Origin of the sequence: Mesorhizobium sp. M2A.F.Ca.ET.039.01.1.1, assembly GCF_003998035.1 — a bacterium.
Taxonomy (GTDB): Bacteria; Pseudomonadota; Alphaproteobacteria; order Rhizobiales; family Rhizobiaceae; genus Mesorhizobium.
In genome coordinates this window covers 1-20,011 of sequence record NZ_RZRY01000001.1, presented here as the reverse complement: position 1 = coordinate 20,011, position 20,011 = coordinate 1, and the positions used below count along the sequence as shown (strand labels likewise).

Sequence of the window (20,011 nt, the reverse complement as noted above, 5' to 3'; positions counted from 1 at the left end):
TCAGATCATGTAGTGCAGAAGGTCGTAGAGCGTCGGCTTGGAACCGGGCACGCAGTCGAAGCGCTTCTGGATCTCACCGTCCTTGATGACGACGATGGTGTGGGAGAGGCCGATCGCCTCTTCGAGCGTGTCGGCGACCAGGACAACGCCGACCCCGTCGTCGCACATCTCCCTGATCATGTCGTACACATCCTCCTTGGCGCCGATGTCCAGGCCTCGGGTCGGATGATCGAGCAGCATGATGTCGGAGCCGCCCGACCGCCATTTGGCAAGCACGACCTTCTGCTGGTTGCCGCCGGAAAGGTTGCCGCAGTCGGCATATTCGGAGCTTGCCTTGATGGCGAGCTTGCCGATCCATTTCCGGGCAAGGGCACGCTCGTCGGCCACGTCGAGCCAGCCCATCCGCGCGTAGTGCGGCATTTGCGAGAGCGTCATGTTCTCGTAGACATTCATGCCGGCCACGATGCCCTCGATCTTGCGCTCGCGCGGCACATAGCCGACGCCGCGCTCCACCGCTGCGCGGGCGGTCAGCCTGGAGACGGTCTCGCCCTTGATCTTCAGCGTGCCCTTGGTAGGCGTGCGCATGCCGTAGATTGTTCGAAGGATCGCTTCGCGGCCGGAGCCCTCGGTGCCGACCAGGCACAGGACCTCGCCGGCATGCAGCGTCAGCGAGATATCGTGAACCCGTCCCGGCAGGTCCACGCCCGACAGCTCCACCAGCGGCCTCGTCGCGTCGTAGGGCTTTTGCCGCTGCTCACGGTAATATTCCTTATCGACATGGCGGCCGACCATCTTGTGCTGGATCGCCTCCGGTGTCGCTGCGCCGCGCGAGACGACATCGACCACCTGGCCGTCCTTCATCACGTAGATTCGGTCCGAGAGCTCCATCACCTCGTCCATGCGGTGGGACACGAAGATGAATGAAGCGCGCGTCGTCAACTCCCGCACGAGCTTGAACAATAGCTTCACCTCTTCCTCGGCCAGCACCGAGGTGGGCTCGTCGAGCAGGACGACCAGATGACCCTGCACCCGCTCCTCCAGCGTCAGCACCTTGGCCAGTTCCACAAGCTGGCGCTGCGCGAAGGAAAGGCTCGAGGTGATGGTGCGCGGATCGATATCGAGCTTGACCTTTGCAAGCTGCTTCCCGGCGGCTTTGGCCATCGCCTTCCAGTTGACCACGCCGAAGCGCGAGAACTGGTCTTCATAGCCCAGGAAGATGTTTTCCATCACGGACAGGTTGGTGATCAGCGATTGCTCCTGAAACACCATGCCGATGCCTCGCTCCATGGCGTCGCGCGGGCCGCCGAACCGGACAGGCTTGCCATCGATGAGCATCTCGCCGCCGTCGGGCTGGTAGGCGCCGTAGATCACCTTCATGAGCGTGGATTTGCCAGCGCCATTCTCGCCCACCAGCCCGACGATCTCCCCCCGGCTGATGGAAAAGTCGACCGATTTCAGCGCATGGACGCCCGGAAACTTCTTTTCGACGGCTTTCAATTCATACATTGCGGCCTCACTTGACGAACGCGACCGCGCGCCGGTCCGTCGACAGGATGACCGCTATGATGACCAGCAGCCCGAGAACGGCGGCCTGCAGGAAATCGGGCAGGCCGATGACCACCATGCCGTTGTTGATGACGGCGACGATCAGGACGCCGACGAGCGTGTTCCAAACGCCGCCGATGCCACCCCAGAGCGCCACGCCGCCGACCACCACCGAAGTGATGGACATGAACATGAAGTTCGATCCGGTGACGGATTCGGCCTGGCCGAGCTTCGCCACCTGCAGGATCGCCGCGATCGCGTAAAAGAAGCCGGCAAGCGAGAAGCCGGCCATCCTCACATGCTGCACCCGCACGCCCGAGGCATGGGCGAGTTCCTCGCCGCCGCCGACCGCATAAAAGTAACGCCCAAGGCGGGTCTGAGATTGGATGAACCAGGCGAGGACGAGGCAGAGCCCCGCGACATAGACCATCAGCGGAAAGCCGAGGATGCGCCAGGTCAGCAGAGCGCGGAACGTCGGATCGTTGAATTTGACGATGTCGCCGCCGGTCAGCAGGATCGCGGCGCCCGTGCCGATGAATCCGAGCGCGAGGCTCGCCATGAAGGATGGTATCTTCAGCTTGACGTGGATGAAACCGTTCACCAGGCCGATCGCGGCCCCGACGGCGAGAATGACCGGGATTGCGATCCAGCCGCCCGACGCGAGCGTTCCGCCGAGCGCCAGCATCAGGAAGCAAAAAAGAACGGCCGTCAGGGAAACGACGCCCTCCATGGAAAGGTCGATAGAACCCATCACGATGATGAAGGTCACCCCGACCGCCACCATGAGCGCGGGCGCCGCCGCGATCGCGATGCGCGCGAAGTTGCGTTGCGACAGGAATGAGGGGTTTATCGCCGTGAATAGCACTATGAGCGCGAGAAGCACCATGAAGGGCGCCCAGCGGATCGCGTTCTCCCGCGTGAGGATGCGTGGCAACTCCGGCCTCCCGTCCAAGCGTGCCGTATAGGGGGGAGCGGCCCGTTTCAGGGCCGCTCGATCGAGCTTCGTATTACTTGTACTTGATCTGGCCGTTGCTCGGTCCCCAGAAATCCTTCCAATTGTACGAAGGAACGGCGTCCAGATATTTGGCCTTGAAGTCCGCCGCGTCCTTCTTGGTGACCAGGACCGTCGGGCCGTAGAATTCGCGGTGCTCCTTCGGCTCTTCCGAAGGCTTGAAGGCGCCGGTCGCGGCGTAATAAGCGAGCGCCGCCGTGATGCCGCCGCCCCAGTGCGGATTGGTGAAGACGGTCGCCAGGAGCTTGCCCTCCATCACCAGCTTCACGGCCTCCGGATTTCCGTCATAGGCGACGATCGGCATATTCTCGATCCCCTCGGCGCGCAGCGCCTCGATCACGCCATAGGCGATGTTGTCGTTGGCGCAGTGCACGCCGGTGATCTTGTCGCCGAAGCGCGTCAGGAAAGACGCCATCAGCTCCGTGCCCTTGGTCGTGTCCCAGTCTGCGGGCTGAGCATCCAAAAGCTCGATATCGGGAAAGTCCTTCAAGGCGTTCTTCAAGCCGTTCAGACGCTCGATTGCCGGGTTGTTGGCGGCAATGCCACCCAGATGCACGACGCCACCCTTGCCGCCCATGGCGTCGAACAGGATCCGCGCCGTCTGCTCGGCCGGCTTCTCGTCCGACCAGGTCATGTGCGAGACGTAATTGTCGCCGATGTCCCACGGGTGCAGGTCGTCGGTCTTGTTCCAAATCGTGGAAATGTAGGCGCCGGCGTCGCGCACAGCCTCGACCACCGGACGGGCGTTCGGGCTGTCATTGGCGTCGCAGGCGATAGCGCACTTGCCGCCGGTCTTGGCCAGGAACGCCTTGATGTCGGCCAGCGACTTTTCGGAGGAGCCTTCGTTGATCAGCGAGACGAGGGAATCCTTGGTCTTGCCGAGGGATTCCACGAGTGCCTCGCCGCCCGACACGATCGAGTTCCAGTAAGCCGAGGCGCGGTCGCGGTACGACCAGGCGATCGCCGGGTCGCTGATCGCCGCTCGGGCAGCGCTGCCGCCGAAGGCGAATGGCACGGCCATCGCCCCCATGCCGGCAGCCGTGGCGAGCAGGAAATTGCGTCGGTTGACGGTCTCGCGCTCGATGAAATCCTTGATGAAAGTCGACATGTTACCTCCCATTTGGCGACAGCCCGCAAGGGCGGGCCGTCTATTGAGCAACCCCGAGAAGCCAGGCCGTCCAAACCGCTCTCTTGGTCGCTGAATGCACCATCTAGTTACTTCCTGAATGTGTGAGAGTCAAGCGGCGGCACGGTGCGCGGCCTGTTGACTTCTTGGACAATTGAAATGACTTTCAGCGCATGACCGATCGTCGACAACACGCTGGAACTGGAACCAAGGGAGCGGCCAAAGTGGACGCAACGTCCGGAAAATCAGGCAATGTCGCCAAGAAGAAGCGGCTTCGGGATGCCGAAGCGACCAAGCTTCGTATTCTGGAAGCGGCGAAGAGCGATTTCGCCAAGAACGGCCTCGGCGGCGCGCGTGTCGATGTTATCGCGGCCAAGGCAAACGCCAACAAGCGTATGATTTACCACTATTTCGGCAGCAAGGACGGTCTCTTCCAGACTGTGGTGGAAAATGCCTATCTGGACATCCGCACGGCCGAGCAGAAACTTCATCTCGACGACTTGGAACCGAGGGATGCCCTTGAACGCCTCGTGCGGTTTACATGGCAGTATTATCTGAAGAATCCGGAGTTCATCACCCTGGTCAACAGCGAGAACCTTCACCGCGGCAAGCATGTGAAGAAGTCCGAGCTGATCAAGACCGCCAGCCGCAAATTCGTCGCCATGGTGTCGGGCATACTTGAGCGGGGCGTCAGCAGCGGCGACTTCCGCGGCGGTATCGACCCAGTGCAGCTCAACATCACGATCGCCGCGATCGGATACTACTATCTGACCAACAGGTTCACAGGCTCGATTATTTTCGAGCGCGACCTCATGGAGAAAGACGCTCTAAATGAGCGTCTGGAATTTAATATCGACACCATTATGAGGCTTGTGAGCGCATGATGCTTGCCTCGGAATGCTGACGTCCCCACGGCTGTGTCACCTGCATTTTGGCCGACCGCGTCACCCTTTTCAGGACCTGCTTTCCCATGTCGCCGATATCTTTGGTGGACTAGCGAGAGTTCGCGGCCGCGCGCAGATCCGGAGTATCCCGGCATGCCGCGCAGGCGTTCCGGCAAGAACAGACGACGCGTCGGCAGGTCCGGTGGTTTGCCTCGGCTGATGTCAAGGTGGGCTTCCTTACCCTGCCATCCAAGAACAGTCGTTCCGCTTCCGGCCCCAATTCGGACATCCGCCGATGCACCAAGCAGCGGCAGCTACCGCACCAGCACGCGGCCCGGTCAGGGATGGCTTGGGCGCCCTGCCAGATACCAGTAGGTTCGTCTGAGAATTGGGTTAGAGCGAATGAGCGCCGGAACCATACGGAACTATACGGGAAAGATCTCGATTTCTGCCCACGAAAAGCTTAACAAAATAAAATATTTGACGTCGTCCTCCGGGCCAACCATTTCGCTTTCAGAATTGCCGAGTGTTCGATCGGTAGGTTTTTCGGGAGTGGGATATTCGTCTCGCCGTTTGGTGACCTTTCGATGTTGGGTTCAAAATCGACCCTCCCGGTGGCGCATAGACAGCTGGCTTGCCGCGTCCTCCGATTGAGATCACCCGCACGCTGTTGCTCTCGAGTTCATCCAGATAGTCGGCCCACCATTGCATCATCTTGACGCGCTCTTCCCAGCGCTCAGCCCGGGCCGTCCGGATGCCATTTTCCGCATTCGTTCAGCAGAGTTGATGCTGTTGCTCGAAAACCATGCGCGGTAGCCTCTTATAGGCTCGACGAACGTCGTTGTTCTCAATGTGGGCCAGTTGCCGCTCTATGGCGTCGCGGCGTTAAGCGTGTTGTCGGAGATCGGACGCGAATCCGATCGAGCACTGGGAAAGAGCAGGGATCCACCGCCGGAGAGTTCTCTAAGCGAGGTCAGGACACTGACGGCCTGCCTTGAAAGGGGTACGCGGTGCGGTCGTCGCATTTTCATGCGTGCTTCAGGAATGATTCCACACCGCGCTTTCGAAATCGAACTCTTCCCATTCTGCCGCGCGCAGCTCGCCGGGTCGGGGAAACAGCATTGCCATCAGCTTCAGGGCGGCTCGGGTTGTTGGTTGTCCGTCGAATGCATCCACTGCCCTTAGCAAGCCGGCCAGGGCCTTAGGATCGGTGATCGCGGCACGTGGACTCACCGTTGGACTGATGAGCGCGCCCCTTAAAGCGATCGTCGGATCTGCCTCGGCGCGCGCAGTCGCGATTGCATATCGAAACACGGTACCGATGGTGGAGCGTAATCGCCTGCCGATTCATATCGACCGCGAACCTCCACGCGACGAAGGCAGTAAGGATGGTGGCCGGATCGATTTCCCGAATGCACTTGTCGCCGATTGTCGGATAGGCAAAGCCGAGGAGCCATTTTGACCTTGCTGATCGTCCGGTCGGCACGTCCCTCCTTCTTCAGCTTCTCAACATATTCGTCCGCAATTGAGCGAAAGGAGTCCTTTGCCGAATCGGCCTTCCGCAAGCTGCGTTCCTTTCCAGGATCTATGCCAGCCAGCAGGAGCCGTTTAGCGTCATCGCGCGCCTGGCGCGCCTCGGCTAGGGAGACAAGGGGATAGCCGCCCAGTGCTAGCAGTTTCTGCTTGCCGTCAAAGCGGTAGGCGAGCCTCCAGAGGCGAGAGCCTGTGGGCTGCACCCATAGTTGCAGCGCGCCCCCGTCTGATAATTTGACAAGCTTGGAAGCGGGGCGGGCGTTGCGGCATTTCACGTCGGAGAGGGCCATTTGTCAGGTCTCTCTTGGCTGTTTCGATACCATCAGGATGTCGAATACCAACGGAAATACCATCCCCCCCCGCCTCGTTGGACCAAATGCGCCCGAAGCGCTCCCGGCCCAGCTCAAATGCGCTATTTGACAGAAAAGTATCAACGATTTCAGGCACTTGCAGAATCCGCAGCGTAGAAGCTTCGGCGAAAGGGAATGTCGGGAGAAGAGGGGATGGTGCCCAGAGGCGGATTGCCCATAGGCCCGGAAATCAATGAGTTAGGAAAAGTTCGGGGAAGCGGTTCTCTCGGGATTTCCCGCATGATCCCGAACCGTCGCGCCCGACCCTGAAACGCAAAAAGAGCCCCGGCGGATTTCTCCGGCCGGGGCTCTTGCATGAGATCAGCGATGTGGACGGGCGCTAGGCGGTCGAGATCGAGGCCCAGAAGAGAACGCCTGCAACAAATGAGCCGAGGGCCACGGCGGCAATGATGGCCCACATCGCTCGCGATTGAAGACCGTCGCTCTTTACGCCAGGCGCGGCGAGGAAGAGCAGGCCGGCGATCAGATACGAATAAGGCCAGAAGCCAGCCACAGCGCTATTCGCCCACGCCTCGGGTCGATCGTACCAATTGAAGGCGATCACGTAGATGCGCTGCCACATGACCACGAACCAGACGAGGAAAATCGCGAGGATCAGTTGCCACTCGCCGCTGTCCGCATTCTCGCGGATCGCGCGCAGGGCCGAAGGCATCCACGTGATCGTGATGATGATCGAGCTGCCGAAAGCCAGGCTGTTGAACACGTCTCGAAGAATGAGCGGCGGCACAAAGAGCGCCGCGAGCCAGTAAGCGATGAAGGCTCCTACGGCGAAAAGAACGACCCTGTTCGGGGTGATGGTGCTGACCATGATCTTAGTCTCCCGACACGATGGACAAAACATTGCCGGCAAGCTCCTGCCGGATTTCCCATGAAGTCCGCCCAACGGACAGCAATTGATGAGCGAGGGCGGCCTGCGCCGCCTTGATCTCGCGTTCTTTGTCCGGCTCCCGAGGGGCCGGCGGTACGTCATTGTGGGTCACCGGCTCCACCCGGTTAAGCCAAAGGAGACGCTTCAAGCTCGACATCATGGATGGCCCTTTCCGCGCAGTGCCGTGAGAAATGCGTCCAACGTCGCCTTCGACTGGTTCGCGATTTCAAAGCCCACCCGAGCCTCTTTTAGCCGTTGCTCCTGCAACTCATTGATCAACGCGTCCTTCGCGGCGATCTCGACCTTGTGCGCAGCGCGCGTGTCCCGCAGCTCGCTCCGCAGCATCAAGATAAAGTAAACGAGGGCGATGACGATCGCCCCGAGCAAGCCTTGAGACAAAAAAATGTTGCCGACGCCCTCGGTGATCGGATCGATGGTCGCGGCTGCGGCGGTTTCAATCATGATTTTTCTTTGGGCTCCCGCGCCTGCCGGGTTTCGTCGTACCAGACGGCGCAACCCCTGATCTGCCTGTTCGCCGCATAGAGGGCGTTGTCGGTCTTCTTGGCGATCAGCTTGTAGCCGTCGCTATCCTTCGCCCCGCTGCGGTGCTCGGTGCGGCACTCGGGCGGCAGCTCGGGCATCCGCCTTGCCTGGGCGATCAGCCTGTCGGCCTCGTGCCGGGCTTCCTCGGCCGCCGCCGCGTCGTTCTTGACCTTGAGGGCGTCGCCGAGGGCGGCCCTATCGTGCCCGCAGCCCGTCAACGAAAGACTTGTCGCCACGGCCACAGCCATCAGGATCAGCAGCGATCGCATCGAGTTCTTCCTGCATCTTGGTGTTTTCGGTTGGGCTCACCGCGAGCTGCGCTTGAAGCGCCTGGCGGGCAGCTCGATCGCTCTCGGCGATCGCCTGCGCCTCGGCCGCCTTGCCCTCGGCCCACGCACGCATCCGCCGTTCTTCTGCCACCTGCGCTTCGAGGGCATCGAGTTTCGCGCCGGCCACGAGTTCGGCCGTTGCGTTGCTGACCGCCTCGCGGATCGCTGAGTTCCGATCGAAATAGAGCCAGCCGCCAATGATCAGGAAGGCCCATACGGGCAGTGTGATCCCGAAGGTCAAGATCGGCTTCAAGATCGCCCAGGCGGCCGAGAGAAAGGGCTTCACGGCGAGCCACAGGGGAAGGAGGAAGGCGGGCATCAGAGATACCGCCACCAAATGTAGATGGCGATCCCCACGATCGGGGCCGCGATCAGGAACGCGACGACTTGGGCCGCCACGTCCCACAGGAACTTTTTGATGGTCATTCGGGAGGCCTCGCGTCGGGATCGGCAGCGGCCGGGGCGGTCGTAGTCTTGGTCTCGATCGTCGCCTCGGGCGTCTGCATCGTCGTGGTGGTTTCGGATCGGCCCCCGAGGTTAGGGGCCAACTGGATGCCGAAGATTGCGGCGAGCAAGGCCACGATGGGCCAGAACACGCCGCTGATCAGGCCGACGTAGCCCTCGACATGCTCGGCCGGCGTGTAGGCGAAAACCCGGATGATGATGAAGGTCATCCACGCCCAGCAAAAGACGATCGTCTCCCGCTTGAGCGTCGCGCCCCGGCCGAAGAGCCTGTCGAGGACTTGCCGCATGACGCTTACGCCTCGTTCTGCGACAGCGTGCCGTCGCTGTTCAACAGCGGCAGGTTATAGCGCTCGGGGTAGGGGGCGATCCCCGGCCACCGGAAGCCCTTGATCCGGGCGTTCGGGCCGGACAGCGCGAAGGGCTTGATCGAGACCGTATCGCCTTGGTTGCCGCCGAGGACCATGATGTTGCCGTGCTGATCCTTGCCGACGACAAAGCCGACGTGGCCGAGGCCGCTCGTGGGCGAGTTACGCCAGAAGACGACGACGCAGCCGAACGCGGGACGATCGAGCTTCACCGGCATCTTGAGGTATGCCTGCGACGAGGCTGCGCCCGGCGGGGGCTTGATCCCCGTCTCGGCGAGGACGCCGCCGACGAAGGCACCGCACCACGCGGTTTCGTCGTCCTTGAAGGGCGCGCCGATGTCCTTCCACCATTCGAGGATATGAGGGTTGTGGTGCGGCCCCTTGATCTCTCGCTGCCCGACATACTTGCGGGCGGTCGCAATCCAGGCTGGATCGTCCATCGTCTTGCTCCTTCGATAAAAGAAAAGGCCCGGCGCAGGGGCCGGGCCGTTGGGGGAGGGATGGGTTCGAACTAACCAAGGTCGGGGTCACGCGGCAGGCTCACGTCGCCGCCGTCGTCATCCCCGCCGCTATCGTTCGTCTTCGTCACCTTGCGCGTGTCTTTGCCGGCGCTGCCCTTGGGCTGTTTCAGCTCGCAAGAAGTCGTCCAGCCGGATCGCGAGTAATCGTGATCGACGCTCTCGATCCGATAGGCCCCGTCGATGCCTGGGCGCGCGCCGATCAGATTGAGGGTGCCGCCGGGCACCGCTGACGCGGTGCCGTCGATCTGCACGGTGCCGCCGCCCTTTTGCTTCTCGGCGTCCTTGGCCTGACTGTCCGACGATGCCTTGGCCTCGTCCTCGTCGGCGCGGCTCTGCCTGTCGCCGAAGATCGCCTCGGCGTCCTCGTCCTCGACCTCGGCTTCGACCTGTTTCCACTTCGCGCCTTTCTTGTCGTAGAAGCGCGCGCGGACCTTCTTGTGCCGGGGCCTGCCCATCGCGGGCGTAATGTCCCACGAAATCAGATTGTCGCCCCATGCGGCGTTGACCGAGGCAAGGGCCGCGCCCGAGGGTGAGCCGCCGGTCTTGGCCGCGAGGATCGCCCTCTTGCCCCTGATCTTGAAGATGCCCCCGACCTCGCGAGCGATCCGCTCGCCGAAGTGCAGGAAGCTCTCGTCATTGAGGCCCCACCACTCACGCTTGATCGAGGCGAGGGAGGGATCGACCTTGATATCGGTGATGCCGGCGATCTCGCCGGCCTTCGAGAGCGCCGTCTTCACGTCGGCGTTGTCCACGTGGAGCTGTTGGGCTTCCTTCGCCTTGCCCTGGGTATCGACGCCCTTGCCCGAGATCGAGAGGGTCCGGCCGCCGCCGCGCGAGCCCGACGATTTCACCTCGTCCACGGTCCCCTCGAAGACGACGGAGAAGCCTTCGCCCTCCCACCCGATCGCGACGGACATCGGCGCGCCGGTCTTGGGGAAGCGGATCATCCCCGAGCTGTCGTCAAGCTCGATCGAGGCCGTGTCGGAATGTGTGCCCTCCTTGTCGCTGATGCGCAGCGACAAGAGGATCGGGGCGATCCGCGAGCTGATGTCCTGCCCGGCGACGGATACGCTGTAAATGGCGCGCTTGGTCACGGATCAGTCCCACAGCGAAATGACGGGCACGGTGTTGATGTCGCGTTCCTGCGGGATCGGGATCGTGACGACGGTCCCAACCGGCAAGATCACGTTGTCGGCGAGCGCCCAATTCGCCGGCAGTTCCAGCAGCACTTCGAGCAAGCCTTGAACCGGCCGATGGAAGCGACGCCACAGGATCGCGTCGAGCAGGAAGCCCTCGCTCTCGACCGTGACCGTCTCATAGGAAACGATCTTCATCCGAGCAGCCCTTGAATGATCGAGAAGACATTGCCGAGGCTCGGACCATCAGACCGCTTGAGGCTGATATCGACCTCGATCACCTTGCCGACGCCGTGGGCGTCGAGATAGCTCGACCGTTCGGTGATCTTGTCGATCACCACCCACCCGAGGGCTTCCCCGTCGCCCCGAATGAAGGGCATCGGAGATCCTGATTGCCGCTGCGAAGACAGCGCTTCGAGCGACGACAGGCCGCCGAACTTGTGGGGGAAGAGCTTCGCCGAGATCGTCCAACTCTCGCTGGCCTCGCCGACGAATTCGAGCGGCGGGCGACGGCCCATGACGGATTTCTCCGCATAGTCCGCGCCCGCGTCGTGGCTGATCTGGTTGGCGTTGAGCGGGTAGAGCTCAAACTGTACCGCTCCAAGCTGCGCAAGCACGTGCTGCCCCCTATGACATCTTGAGGCCGTAATCGGCCTGCACGCCGCGCAGCGTGCTCTCGATCTCAGATTTCAGCCGACGCAGCACCGCCTCGGTGTCCGAGACGCCTTGAATGACGATGTCGCCGAAGCTGACACTCATTCCACCGCCCAGGCTCGAGTTCGGCCGGACGTGGCCGCTGCCGCCCATCGTGACCACCTCGGGGCCGCGCTCGCCGACGAGGTAAGACGCGCCCCGTCGCACCGGGCCGCCGCCGGCACGATGCCCCGCAAGCGCCCCGGCCTGCGCCCCTGCGGCTGCGCCGGGGTTCGCCGGCCCGCTGAACGACGGCAGGAGGCTCCGAAGCTTTCCGATGGCAGCGCTGGCGGCGCTCGCGATCGCGTTGCCGATCTGCGCGCCGAGGCCGGCCGCCCACCCCACGAGTTCGGAGAAGGCGCTCTTGATTGCCTCGATCATGCGGATCGCCGCGTCGTGGCCGGCCGTGGCCCACTGCGCTTTCTGATCCTCGCTGAGAACCTCTTGGGAGAAGAAGCTGCCGATCCACTCGGCGAAGGACGAGAGCGCGGCCTTGGCCTTGTCCCACCCTGCGGCGATCGTGTCGGCGATCGGAGCAAGCCACGTCAGGTATGGCTTGATCGCGTCGATCGCCGGTTGCAGTTCCTCGGCGAGGGCCGAGGCGACGCCGGAGAGGACCGAGCTGATCCGATCCCAATACTTCCACAGCAAAGCGCCGGCCGCCGCCACAGCGGCCACGCCGAGGGCGATGAGGCCCCAAGCAGGGGCCGTGATCGCCGCCAGGGCCGATCCTACAGCCGCGAGGGCGCTCGCGATCATGCTGACGCCTGGCACGGCGAAGATCATGCCCCGCAGGGCCGTGGCGAACGTGCCGAAGGCCCCGAGCTTCTGGCCGGACATTGCCCCGAGGGCGCGCTGTAGGGCGACGGCATTCTTTGCCGCTTCGGCGGCCCCGCCAGCGACTTGGACGAAGGCCGACGCCACGCTCAGCAGCCCGCCCCGGCCGAACAGGCCCGCGAAGGCGAGACCTGCCATCGCAATCCGCAAGGCGATCAAGGCCCCGGTCAGACCGACGATGCCGGCCGTGAGCTGCGGGTGAAGAGCGGCAAAGTCCGCGAAGCGATCGATCAGCGGCGCGAGCTTGTCCATCAGCTCCGTCAGCGGCGGGATTAGCGCATTGCCGATCTGGATGCCGAGGGCGGTAAGCCGGTTCTTGAAGAGCTGAAGGTTGTTCGCGAACGTCTTCGCCCGGACCTCATATTCCTTTGTCGAAGACCCCGCATAGTCGCTCTCCTTCGCGACGAGCCCCAGCGACTTTTTCAGCAGATCGAGGTTGGTGAGCAGCGGGCCGAGAGCACGCGCCTCGTCGCCGAAGAGATCGGACGAGACGGAAGCCTGCATTTCCTTGGGGAGCTGGCTGATCTTTTCCAGCACCTTGACCGTGGTGCCCACGGCGTCCTTCTGCATCGCCTTCGACACCTTTCGGGCATCGAGGCCGAGGCGGCTGTAGGCCCTTTTCTGCGCCTTGGTCGCCGAAGCGCCCTTGGTCAGGGCGCGGCCCATGTTGCGGAACGACGTGGCCGCCACGTCGCTTTCAGCGCCGGCCGAGAGCATGGCCGAGGCGAAGGCCGACACCTGTACGGCATTGAAGCCGAATTGCTTGGACTGCGCGCCGACGCGGCGCACCACGTCGAGGATATCGGCCGCGCTCGATGCCTGGGCGTTCGAGAGATAGTTCATCGCGTCCGCAAGGCGCTCGGTCTGATCGATCGACAGGCCAAGGCCGGTCATCATCTTCGCCAAGCTATCGCCTGCCTGATCGGCGGTGATGTCGAAGGCGACGCCGACCTTCGCGGCCATTTCCGCGAACTTCATCAACTGATCGCGCTCGATGCCGGCTTGACCAGCAGCGGCCACGATCTGCGACAGGCCATCGGCCGCCATCGGCAGGCGCTTCGACAGCTCGATGACTTGCTGCTGGAAGTCCTTGAACTGCGCCGCGCTGTCGAAGTTCACGACCTTGCGCACGTCAGCCATGGCGCTCTCGAAGTTCATGGCCGCCTGGATAGGCGCTTCGAGGCCGCGCTTGAGGACATAGCCGGCCGCGACGGCATCGAGCATTCGCCCGCGCGCGCGATCGAGAGCCGCGTTGTTGCGTTCGATGGCGTCGCGGAGCCGGAGCTGCACGCCATTGATCCCGTTTGCGGCTTTGCCGATACCGAGAAGGGAACGGGCGGCCGCCCTGGCAGGCGCAGAAACGCCATCGATCAGCTTCACGAGAAGCTGCGAAGTGAGATTTGCCATGTGGGGAGCCGCCCTTTAGTTAGGCTAGTGTCTCGTGGCTTTCGCTATGCGCGCGGCTTGATCCCACCACGATAGGAACGCCACGGCTTCCATTTCCAGAAGCATCGGAACCGGGGTCGAAAGCAGGTGCGCCGTGTCCGCAACGGCTATTCGCCAGTCTGCGCCTCGCCATCCGACCCCTCGACTTCCCCCAACGATGCCGTGGCCTCCCCGGAGGCCGCGATCAGGTCAACGAAGTCCAGCAGGCCGGCGGCTTCCTCGCCTATGTCGGAAAGGGTTCCGACGATCGCGATGGTCGCCTCGATCGCGCCCTTCGACATGGCCTTCTCGGGCTTTGTCGGATCGATGTCCGTCAAGGCCGCCATATGGTCGGCCAAGACGAGCATGTCCTTGGCGCGGGCGCGCCGGAACGTGAGGCTGTCGATGGTCTTGCCATCGACCTCGATTGGATACTTGAGCTTCATGATCGATTAGCCCGCCCTCGGAACGCGCAGGATGCGGTTCGTCGCCTCGTTCTGATCGACGCCATCGATCCGCCACGTGTTCGTCCAGAAATCCCACAGGATTTTTTCCTGGCCGTTCCACCACACCTCGTAGTGGCTCATTTCGTTGATGGCGTATTCGTTGGCCGCGACCTCGCCGCGCTGATGCGCGTCGGGGGCGACCTTGCCGAGGCGTCCCTCCATGATCGCTTTGATCTCAAGCGACTGCCCGGTGCGGCGATCGATGATTTCGCCGTAGGCGGTGAAGATGTTCTTGATCTTCGAGCCCAGGCCGAACTCGGCGAGCAGGGCGGGATCGAAGCCGACGAGCTTGAAGGTCGGCTCCATCTTCTGGACACCGACCTCGATCTCGATCTGCACGCGAGCGCCGCCCGCGTGGTGATCCTGATAGATTTCCTGCAAGTCGGGGAGCTTAAGCTCCATCAGCGACAGGTGCTTCGAGTTGGTGGGATCGTGGTCGCCCACGAACAGGTTCGAAGCGTTCAAAATGAAAAGGGTGGACATCGGCCGGGTCTCCTACCGAGCGAGAATTGCGGGAAAGGGGGAAGGGGGTGGCGGCCCGGATCAGGCCGCCACGTCGATCTGCGCGAGCAGCTCGTCCAACAGGGTGTCGAGCGCCGGCCGATAGCGCGCAGAGCGGATACCGAGGTAGCGCAGGACGGGGGCCTCTTCCGCTGCGAAATCGACGGTGAAGCGGCCGAGGCGCAGGTTCTCGGGGCTGTTCTGATCGCGGGTGAAGCCGACCTTATAGTCGAGGATATCGCCGTCCGCCTTGAGATCGCGGAGGGCGAACTTCATGGTGTTGACGATCGCCTCGACCGTCTGCCCCGTGATGTTGAACTTGCCGAGGTAGAACCGCAGCGTGCGCAGGAAGAGCAGGTGGATATAATCCCGCCCGCGCGTCACGTTGTAGAACCGCCACAGATCGTCGTCGCCGCAGTTGTCGGTGCCGATGTAGACGAAGCCGCCCGAGGCGATCGCGCTCTCGACACCCATTTCGCCACGCACGATCACGCCGCCGTTGCCGGCGAGGATCGTCTGCCCTTCCGTCGATCCGTCCGTGAGGCTGAAATCGATCGGCCGGTTCGGGCCGACAATGCCCTGCACAGCCTGATTTGCCCACGAGTGGAACGGCCGGCCTTGGAACTCGTGATCGCGCCGGACGCCGATGCCGACGACGCGGGGCGAGCCCGGCTTGACAGAGGCATCGACGCCGACCTTGACCGCCGTCTCGACCGGGATCAGGCGCTGGCTCGAAAGCGTCTCGCGCCAGTCGGTGAAGTCCTGCAACGTGGTCGCGGGACCGTCCACGACCGCGTGGGCGAGCAGTTTTTCGAGGATCGGCGGCAGGGCCGCGCAGACCGGGTTCGCGAGCTTCTCGACCGTGGCCGTGGCAGTCGCGCCCGCGCCGCCGCCGCCGCCGGTAAAGGCGACAGCCGGCGCGGTGGTGTAGCCGGTGCCGGGATTGTCGATGACCACGCTCACGACTTTGGCGGCGTCGGGGCCGGTGCCGAGCACAGCGTGAGCCGTAGCGCCCGTGCCGCCGCCGCCCGTGAAGGATACGGCCGGGGCCGTGGTATAGCCCGCGCCCTGCGCGGTCACAGCGATCGAGCCCACGCCCTTTTTCTGCTGGCTCGTGAAGCCAGGCGCGAGGATCAGGCGCGGGATCACGCCGAGCAGCGGGCCGGCTTCGAGGAAGGCGAAGAGGCCGGTCTTGGTGCCGGCGTTGCCGAGGACATTGACGAGCGTCGCGTCGATGTCCGCGCCTTCCTGCACGCGAACCACGACGATCTTCGCGGCCACCTGGAATTCGCCGAGCTGATCGTTGATGCCGGCGATCGCGTCAGCGAGGGTGCCGGTCAAGCCGAGGGACGCGATCTTCGTCGCCTCGTCCGAATACATGAACACGGGCGTATCGAGCGGGAAGGTCGCGGCGTTGGCGGCCGGCGCGGTGCCGATCAGGCCGACGACGGCCATGTCGGAAGCCACGGCGGGACGCGGTTCGTCGTCCACGCGCGTGATGTTGATACCGAAGATCGGGTCGCTCATTTAGGGAGCCTCCTTAAAGAAGAAGGCCCCGCACGATGGCGGGGCCGTTCGGTTGAGATTTGGGTTTGCAGGCTTAGATGGCGGCAGCGTCCCGCCAGAACTGATCGACTTCGGGCGCATCCCATCCGAAGGCCATCCCGAGGGTGGCCGTCAGCGGATGGTCCCGCTTAAACTCCGTCGCTCCGGAGAGAAGCATTTCGGCCGGGAACCGGCTGGCCTCGGGCAGGGCGTTGATCAGGTTGATCATCGCGTAGGGGATATCCCCCGTCTTGACCGCTGCAAGCGCCTCGGCCTGCGTGATCAGCTCGTAGGGCGGCATTGCGAGCCGCTGGAAGAACTGCCGATCGGAGATCACATCGGGGACTGGCTCGACCTTGTCGGCGAGCACGTTGACCCACTTCGGCGCGCCCCCGACCAATTCGACCGACGAGGACGCGACCACCTTGCCCTCGGGGACTGGATCGGGATCGAGCACGGTGGCGAGCGAGTAGCCTTCGCTATTCGCCCACCCGGCGTAGGCCGGGACCGTCCAAGCTTCGCCGATGGCGAAGCCCGAGCCTTCAACGACTGTCTGCACGATGGCGGCGTCTTTGATTAGGGCGAGCATTTGATCTCCTAGATGCCGGTCCAGCGTTTGAGAAATTGGGTGCGCAGAGCGTCAAACTCGGCCTGGCTCAAAATCTTGTCGAACACGGCAAGGGCGAAGACCTTGCGGTTGGTGCCGAGTTGCCCGGTGCCATCCGAGAGGGCACCAAACCGCATTTTCGCCATCGACGCCGCGCCGGCCGAGGGCGTGAAAGAGCCGGTATCGGTGCCGCTCGTGAATGTGCCGTTGTCGTATCCGACCCAGGGCTTGCTCGTGGGGCTCACGAATTGGTGGCCCTTGCCGATCAACTTCTTGCTGTTGTTCGGGTTGGAACCGCCGGTGAATAGCCGGCGGCTTTGTGAGCCGTTGCCGACTTCCCATTGCGCCGGAAAGCCGCCGCTGCCCCCGGTGAAGTGAAGGACGCCGGTCGGTGGCGTCCCGGTGGTGCTGCCGGTGTGGGTCGCCCAGCCGACGCCGTAGCTTGTCGCGTAGCTTTCGATGGAGACCCACGTGACGCCGTTGCCGCCCTGCTGATGCCAGCTATTCGTGAACGCATCGACGCCGTTCACTTGCTCGAAATAGCCGCTGAGATTGCCGACAAAGCATTCGTTGTCGCTGCACGCTCCGACCGTGCCGCTGAACGGCGTGACGGTCGTGCCGGCCAGCACGAAATCGTAGCCGTTGCCGGAAATATCCTTCCAATTGCCGCTGCCCGACCACGAGCTGCGCGCGCCTGCGTCGTGGCACATTTTCAGGTTGGCCAGAAGTCCGGCATCTTTCACGAGTTGCTTGAGGGTGCGCCCCCGCTGCGCCGGGGCGGCATAGGGCATCACGCTCATTGCATCGCCTGAATGTTGATAGCTTTGTAGCCCCCGATCTTGACGATCGAGCACATGAAGACGTGGCCGACAGTCGTGGTCAGCGGGTCTCCGGTGATAGCGGTAAAGCCCGAGAAGGTGATCGCGCCTGCGCCCGCCGCGTTCGTGACAGCCACGACCATGGTGTAGGCGGTCGAGGCGTTGCCATCGGCGGCCCACCCAAAGGCCCCGCCGTTGTTGATCGCACGCATGTTGCCGCCTGCGGGCGTGGGGGCATAAGTGCCGCTCGACTTGGTTCCGTCGTTTACGAAAGAAGCCTGGCTGAAACCCGCAGCGAGCGCCAAGTTATCAGCCGCCAATCGCAGATAACGAGCATCGAGTTCGGCAGCGTGGTCGATCACCGAGAACCAAGCGCCCCACGCTCCATTCGTGCGGATGCGTCGCTGGATGCCGCCGCTCGCGGCCGTCATGGTCGTGAAGGGATAGGCGGTCTGGATCAGCCACAGCCCCTCGATGTGGGTGATCGTCTCGATCAGCCACCAAGCGGCGCTCGGGGCATTGGCCACATTCGAGCCCATATACCAGCCGTTCGCGGTCGCGGTGTTGGCATCGGTGATCTGCAAGCAGGTCAGCCCGAGGCGGGCAGGAAGGCGAGCGTCCGCAAGGGTGCCGGTGGTCAGGCTTGCGGCGTTGTTCGCGCCCGACACGTCTGCGACGGTCAGGCCGAGCGCCGTCTTGAGGCTGGCGGCGGTGATGACGCCAACGAGGCCGGCCACCGAGGACACAGCATCGGTATTGTCGATCTTGACCCACTTCGCGCCATCCGACACGGCCCAATCGCCGACTTTCCAGTCGGTGATCCCGCCGACGTTCGAAGCGCCGGCAGTCGAGACCATGAAATACCAGCCCTTGTTTCCAAGGGCCGCAGCCGGGATCGTCGGCGTGTTCGTGTTGGCGTTCCAGTCGCCCTGATAGTTGAGCGAGCCGAAGAGCGTCGTCGGCAACTGCGCCGCCGGCACCTTGCCGTCCGCGCCGAGTGAAGCGTAGCCGTTGGCGTTGCCCTTCTCGCTCTCGTCCTGCTTGCTGTCGAGCGCGGCCTGTAGGCCGGTCGTGTCGGCGATCACGTGCGTGTGCCCGACGAGCGAACGCTGGCCGATCGAGACGAGCATGTTGGCCACGTCAACGTCGATCGCCGAGAAAGCCGAGATCAGCCGCAGCACGTCCACGGCAAGCTCGTTGTCGGCGAACGGGAGCTGATAGCCACGGTTCGCAGTGGTGTTTTCCGTCGTCATGGCGATCCTAAAGCGAGAAGGGATCACGCCGGCCTCTCGGCCGGCGCGATGTCAGTCCTCGGTTGCGGTGGGGTTAGGGGGTCGAGATCGCCCGGAAGTCGTAGGCCATCGGGCGCGCTGCCGGCGTGCCGGTCAGCGTGATCCTGATGCGGCCCACCGGGTTCGCGTTGAAGTTCAAGAGGCTGTACTTCCTCTCGATCCACCCCGCGTCCTGCAATGGCGTCTGCGCGACCTGCGGCACCGCCGTCCAAACATCGTTGGCCGGATCGGCTTGCATGACGATGGTCGAGCCGGTCGGGATTTTCGTCTTGAGGTACGCGAGGATATCGATCCCCGTCCCCATGGTGAAAGCCCGCGTGACGTAGGTGCCGCTCGTCTGCAATTCGCCTTCGATCGCGAGGATCACGGGGAAGACGACGGGCGAGACCTTGGCCGAACCGGACAGCACTGCCCGGACTTGGACGTTGCCGGTGTAGAACGATTGAAGCTCCCACGCCTGGCCGGGATTGAGCAGGGTGATCGATCCGTCGTCCAACTGAACCTCGAAGTGCATCGAGGCGGCTGCGGTCGGAAGCTCGACCTCGGCGCGGATCAGCAGGTCGCTCATGTTCACCACGGCGAAGGTGCCTACCGCCACGGTCTTCGTCGTCGGCGCGAACTTGGCCGCGATCAGTTGGAAGGTAATGTCCTCGTCCTGATGCGGGGTCCAAGACTTCGCGTTCGAAGACGAAAGCATGACGCCAACCGAGTAAGGCTGCGCCGCGATCGGGGTCTGCGTGTCGATATCGAGCTGCCCGAGCTTCGCGGTCTTGATCGAGTGGTTCGCGTCGTTGGTCTTGACCACGAAAGCGAACTCGACGCCGGCCGGAAGCCAGATCGGATAGGGGAAACGGATCTCCGTCCAGTCGCCGATCACCGCGTTGTTCATGTTGTAGAACGCCTGGGCGATCACGTTCACGGTCGGGATGCCGTTCTCGACCTCGACAAGCTCGATCACGAGCGGATTGTCGGGATCGCCGATCTGGCAGACCTTAAGATTAAGGCCGGCGATGTGCCGGCCTTCGATGAGCGTAAAGGTCTGCGCCAGCGGATCGGCGCGGCTTCCGCCGTTGCCGCCGCCCCCACCGC

21 protein-coding genes and 2 pseudogenes are annotated in these 20,011 nt (G+C 63.3%); 1 reads left to right on the top strand and 22 read right to left on the bottom strand.

Annotation, left to right across the window (positions count from 1 at the left end; translation table 11 throughout):
- The 3 genes from EOA24_RS00110 to EOA24_RS00100 form a co-directional block, all read right to left on the bottom strand.
- Positions 1-1,506, bottom strand: coding sequence for a sugar ABC transporter ATP-binding protein (locus tag EOA24_RS00110; protein WP_126079139.1), 1,506 nt, complete (start codon positions 1,504-1,506; stop codon positions 1-3).
- Positions 1,507-1,513: 7 nt separating this feature from the next.
- Complete coding sequence (locus tag EOA24_RS00105; RefSeq protein ID WP_126079138.1) at positions 1,514-2,479, bottom strand: ABC transporter permease; 966 nt, start codon at positions 2,477-2,479, stop codon at positions 1,514-1,516.
- 73 nt (positions 2,480-2,552) lie between these two features.
- Positions 2,553-3,665, bottom strand: coding sequence for a sugar ABC transporter substrate-binding protein (locus tag EOA24_RS00100; RefSeq protein WP_126079137.1), 1,113 nt, complete (start codon positions 3,663-3,665; stop codon positions 2,553-2,555).
- A 191-nt stretch (positions 3,666-3,856) separates the two neighbouring features.
- Here EOA24_RS00100 and EOA24_RS00095 point away from each other — a divergent pair, with 191 nt between their 5' ends.
- The gene (locus tag EOA24_RS00095; RefSeq protein ID WP_126079136.1) at positions 3,857-4,567 is read left to right on the top strand and encodes a TetR/AcrR family transcriptional regulator; all 711 of its coding nucleotides are present in this window, start codon (positions 3,857-3,859) and stop codon (positions 4,565-4,567) included.
- 513 nt (positions 4,568-5,080) lie between these two features.
- Here the strand turns inward: EOA24_RS00095 and EOA24_RS00090 are convergent.
- From EOA24_RS00090 to EOA24_RS41320, 19 genes and pseudogenes are all read right to left on the bottom strand, one after another.
- Positions 5,081-6,390, bottom strand: a pseudogene (locus EOA24_RS00090) (integrase arm-type DNA-binding domain-containing protein).
- A 400-nt stretch (positions 6,391-6,790) separates the two neighbouring features.
- Positions 6,791-7,279: a hypothetical protein gene (locus tag EOA24_RS00085; RefSeq protein WP_127409361.1), complete on the bottom strand. Its 489-nt coding sequence runs from the start codon at positions 7,277-7,279 to the stop codon at positions 6,791-6,793.
- 4 nt (positions 7,280-7,283) lie between these two features.
- Positions 7,284-7,499: a hypothetical protein gene (locus EOA24_RS00080; RefSeq protein ID WP_127409359.1), complete on the bottom strand. Its 216-nt coding sequence runs from the start codon at positions 7,497-7,499 to the stop codon at positions 7,284-7,286.
- Positions 7,496-7,801, bottom strand: coding sequence for a hypothetical protein (locus EOA24_RS00075; protein WP_127409357.1), 306 nt, complete (start codon positions 7,799-7,801; stop codon positions 7,496-7,498). Before EOA24_RS00075 ends, EOA24_RS00080 begins: the two co-directional genes overlap by 4 nt.
- Entirely contained in the window at positions 7,798-8,151 is a 354-nt protein-coding gene (locus EOA24_RS00070; RefSeq protein WP_127409355.1) for a hypothetical protein, read from the bottom strand. The genes EOA24_RS00075 and EOA24_RS00070 overlap by 4 nt, the downstream gene beginning before the upstream one ends.
- Complete coding sequence (locus EOA24_RS00065; RefSeq protein WP_127409352.1) at positions 8,078-8,530, bottom strand: hypothetical protein; 453 nt, start codon at positions 8,528-8,530, stop codon at positions 8,078-8,080. Before EOA24_RS00065 ends, EOA24_RS00070 begins: the two co-directional genes overlap by 74 nt.
- Positions 8,531-8,633: 103 nt before the next feature.
- Positions 8,634-8,963 carry a hypothetical protein gene (locus EOA24_RS00060; protein ID WP_127409350.1) on the bottom strand — a complete coding sequence of 110 codons (330 nt, stop codon included), beginning with the start codon at positions 8,961-8,963 and terminating at the stop codon, positions 8,634-8,636.
- Between the two features lie 5 nt (positions 8,964-8,968).
- Complete coding sequence (locus EOA24_RS00055) at positions 8,969-9,481, bottom strand: TIGR02594 family protein (protein ID WP_127409348.1); 513 nt, start codon at positions 9,479-9,481, stop codon at positions 8,969-8,971.
- A gap of 71 nt (positions 9,482-9,552) precedes the next feature.
- Positions 9,553-10,656 (bottom strand): late control protein, encoded by a 1,104-nt coding sequence (locus EOA24_RS00050; protein WP_127409346.1) that lies wholly within the window; start codon positions 10,654-10,656, stop codon positions 9,553-9,555.
- Between the two features lie 3 nt (positions 10,657-10,659).
- Positions 10,660-10,896 (bottom strand): tail protein X, encoded by a 237-nt coding sequence (locus EOA24_RS00045; RefSeq protein WP_127409344.1) that lies wholly within the window; start codon positions 10,894-10,896, stop codon positions 10,660-10,662.
- A complete protein-coding gene (locus EOA24_RS00040) occupies positions 10,893-11,315 on the bottom strand; it encodes a phage tail protein (protein WP_127409342.1) in 423 nt (140 codons plus the stop codon). The genes EOA24_RS00045 and EOA24_RS00040 overlap by 4 nt, the downstream gene beginning before the upstream one ends.
- Positions 11,316-11,325: 10 nt before the next feature.
- Positions 11,326-13,635, bottom strand: a complete 2,310-nt coding sequence (locus EOA24_RS00035) for a phage tail tape measure protein (protein ID WP_127409340.1) — start codon at positions 13,633-13,635, stop codon at positions 11,326-11,328.
- 146 nt (positions 13,636-13,781) lie between these two features.
- Positions 13,782-14,099: a phage tail assembly protein gene (locus tag EOA24_RS00030; RefSeq protein WP_127409338.1), complete on the bottom strand. Its 318-nt coding sequence runs from the start codon at positions 14,097-14,099 to the stop codon at positions 13,782-13,784.
- Positions 14,100-14,105: 6 nt separating this feature from the next.
- Positions 14,106-14,642, bottom strand: a complete 537-nt coding sequence (locus EOA24_RS00025) for a phage major tail tube protein (protein ID WP_127409336.1) — start codon at positions 14,640-14,642, stop codon at positions 14,106-14,108.
- Positions 14,643-14,702: 60 nt separating this feature from the next.
- Positions 14,703-16,187: a phage tail protein gene (locus tag EOA24_RS00020; protein ID WP_127409334.1), complete on the bottom strand. Its 1,485-nt coding sequence runs from the start codon at positions 16,185-16,187 to the stop codon at positions 14,703-14,705.
- 73 nt (positions 16,188-16,260) lie between these two features.
- Positions 16,261-16,794 (bottom strand): hypothetical protein, encoded by a 534-nt coding sequence (locus EOA24_RS00015; protein WP_127409332.1) that lies wholly within the window; start codon positions 16,792-16,794, stop codon positions 16,261-16,263.
- 8 nt (positions 16,795-16,802) lie between these two features.
- Complete coding sequence (locus EOA24_RS00010; protein WP_127409330.1) at positions 16,803-17,612, bottom strand: hypothetical protein; 810 nt, start codon at positions 17,610-17,612, stop codon at positions 16,803-16,805.
- Positions 17,609-18,883, bottom strand: coding sequence for a pyocin knob domain-containing protein (locus EOA24_RS00005; RefSeq protein WP_127409328.1), 1,275 nt, complete (start codon positions 18,881-18,883; stop codon positions 17,609-17,611). The genes EOA24_RS00010 and EOA24_RS00005 overlap by 4 nt, the downstream gene beginning before the upstream one ends.
- Before the next feature lie 73 nt (positions 18,884-18,956).
- Positions 18,957-20,011 (bottom strand): annotated as a pseudogene (locus EOA24_RS41320) (DUF4815 domain-containing protein); the annotation flags it as partial.

Excerpts from the sequence above, each read along its gene's own strand:
- EOA24_RS00015 (WP_127409332.1), bottom strand. The coding sequence starts at position 16,794 with ATGCTCGCCCTAATCAAAGACGCCGCCATCGTGCAGACAGTCGTTGAA.
- EOA24_RS00110 (WP_126079139.1), bottom strand. The coding sequence starts at position 1,506 with ATGTATGAATTGAAAGCCGTCGAAAAGAAGTTTCCGGGCGTCCATGCG.
- EOA24_RS00070 (WP_127409355.1), bottom strand. The coding sequence starts at position 8,151 with ATGCGATCGCTGCTGATCCTGATGGCTGTGGCCGTGGCGACAAGTCTT.
- EOA24_RS00055 (WP_127409348.1), bottom strand. The coding sequence starts at position 9,481 with ATGGACGATCCAGCCTGGATTGCGACCGCCCGCAAGTATGTCGGGCAG.
- EOA24_RS00020 (WP_127409334.1), bottom strand. The coding sequence starts at position 16,187 with ATGAGCGACCCGATCTTCGGTATCAACATCACGCGCGTGGACGACGAA.
- EOA24_RS00030 (WP_127409338.1), bottom strand. The coding sequence starts at position 14,099 with ATGAAGCTCAAGTATCCAATCGAGGTCGATGGCAAGACCATCGACAGC.
- EOA24_RS00065 (WP_127409352.1), bottom strand. The coding sequence starts at position 8,530 with ATGCCCGCCTTCCTCCTTCCCCTGTGGCTCGCCGTGAAGCCCTTTCTC.
- EOA24_RS00085 (WP_127409361.1), bottom strand. The coding sequence starts at position 7,279 with ATGGTCAGCACCATCACCCCGAACAGGGTCGTTCTTTTCGCCGTAGGA.
- EOA24_RS00035 (WP_127409340.1), bottom strand. The coding sequence starts at position 13,635 with ATGGCAAATCTCACTTCGCAGCTTCTCGTGAAGCTGATCGATGGCGTT.
- EOA24_RS00080 (WP_127409359.1), bottom strand. The coding sequence starts at position 7,499 with ATGATGTCGAGCTTGAAGCGTCTCCTTTGGCTTAACCGGGTGGAGCCG.
- EOA24_RS00095 (WP_126079136.1), top strand. The coding sequence starts at position 3,857 with ATGACCGATCGTCGACAACACGCTGGAACTGGAACCAAGGGAGCGGCC.
- EOA24_RS00005 (WP_127409328.1), bottom strand. The coding sequence starts at position 18,883 with ATGACGACGGAAAACACCACTGCGAACCGTGGCTATCAGCTCCCGTTC.
- EOA24_RS00025 (WP_127409336.1), bottom strand. The coding sequence starts at position 14,642 with ATGTCCACCCTTTTCATTTTGAACGCTTCGAACCTGTTCGTGGGCGAC.
- EOA24_RS00045 (WP_127409344.1), bottom strand. The coding sequence starts at position 10,896 with ATGAAGATCGTTTCCTATGAGACGGTCACGGTCGAGAGCGAGGGCTTC.
- EOA24_RS00060 (WP_127409350.1), bottom strand. The coding sequence starts at position 8,963 with ATGCGGCAAGTCCTCGACAGGCTCTTCGGCCGGGGCGCGACGCTCAAG.
- EOA24_RS00010 (WP_127409330.1), bottom strand. The coding sequence starts at position 17,612 with ATGAGCGTGATGCCCTATGCCGCCCCGGCGCAGCGGGGGCGCACCCTC.
- EOA24_RS00100 (WP_126079137.1), bottom strand. The coding sequence starts at position 3,665 with ATGTCGACTTTCATCAAGGATTTCATCGAGCGCGAGACCGTCAACCGA.
- EOA24_RS00075 (WP_127409357.1), bottom strand. The coding sequence starts at position 7,801 with ATGATTGAAACCGCCGCAGCCGCGACCATCGATCCGATCACCGAGGGC.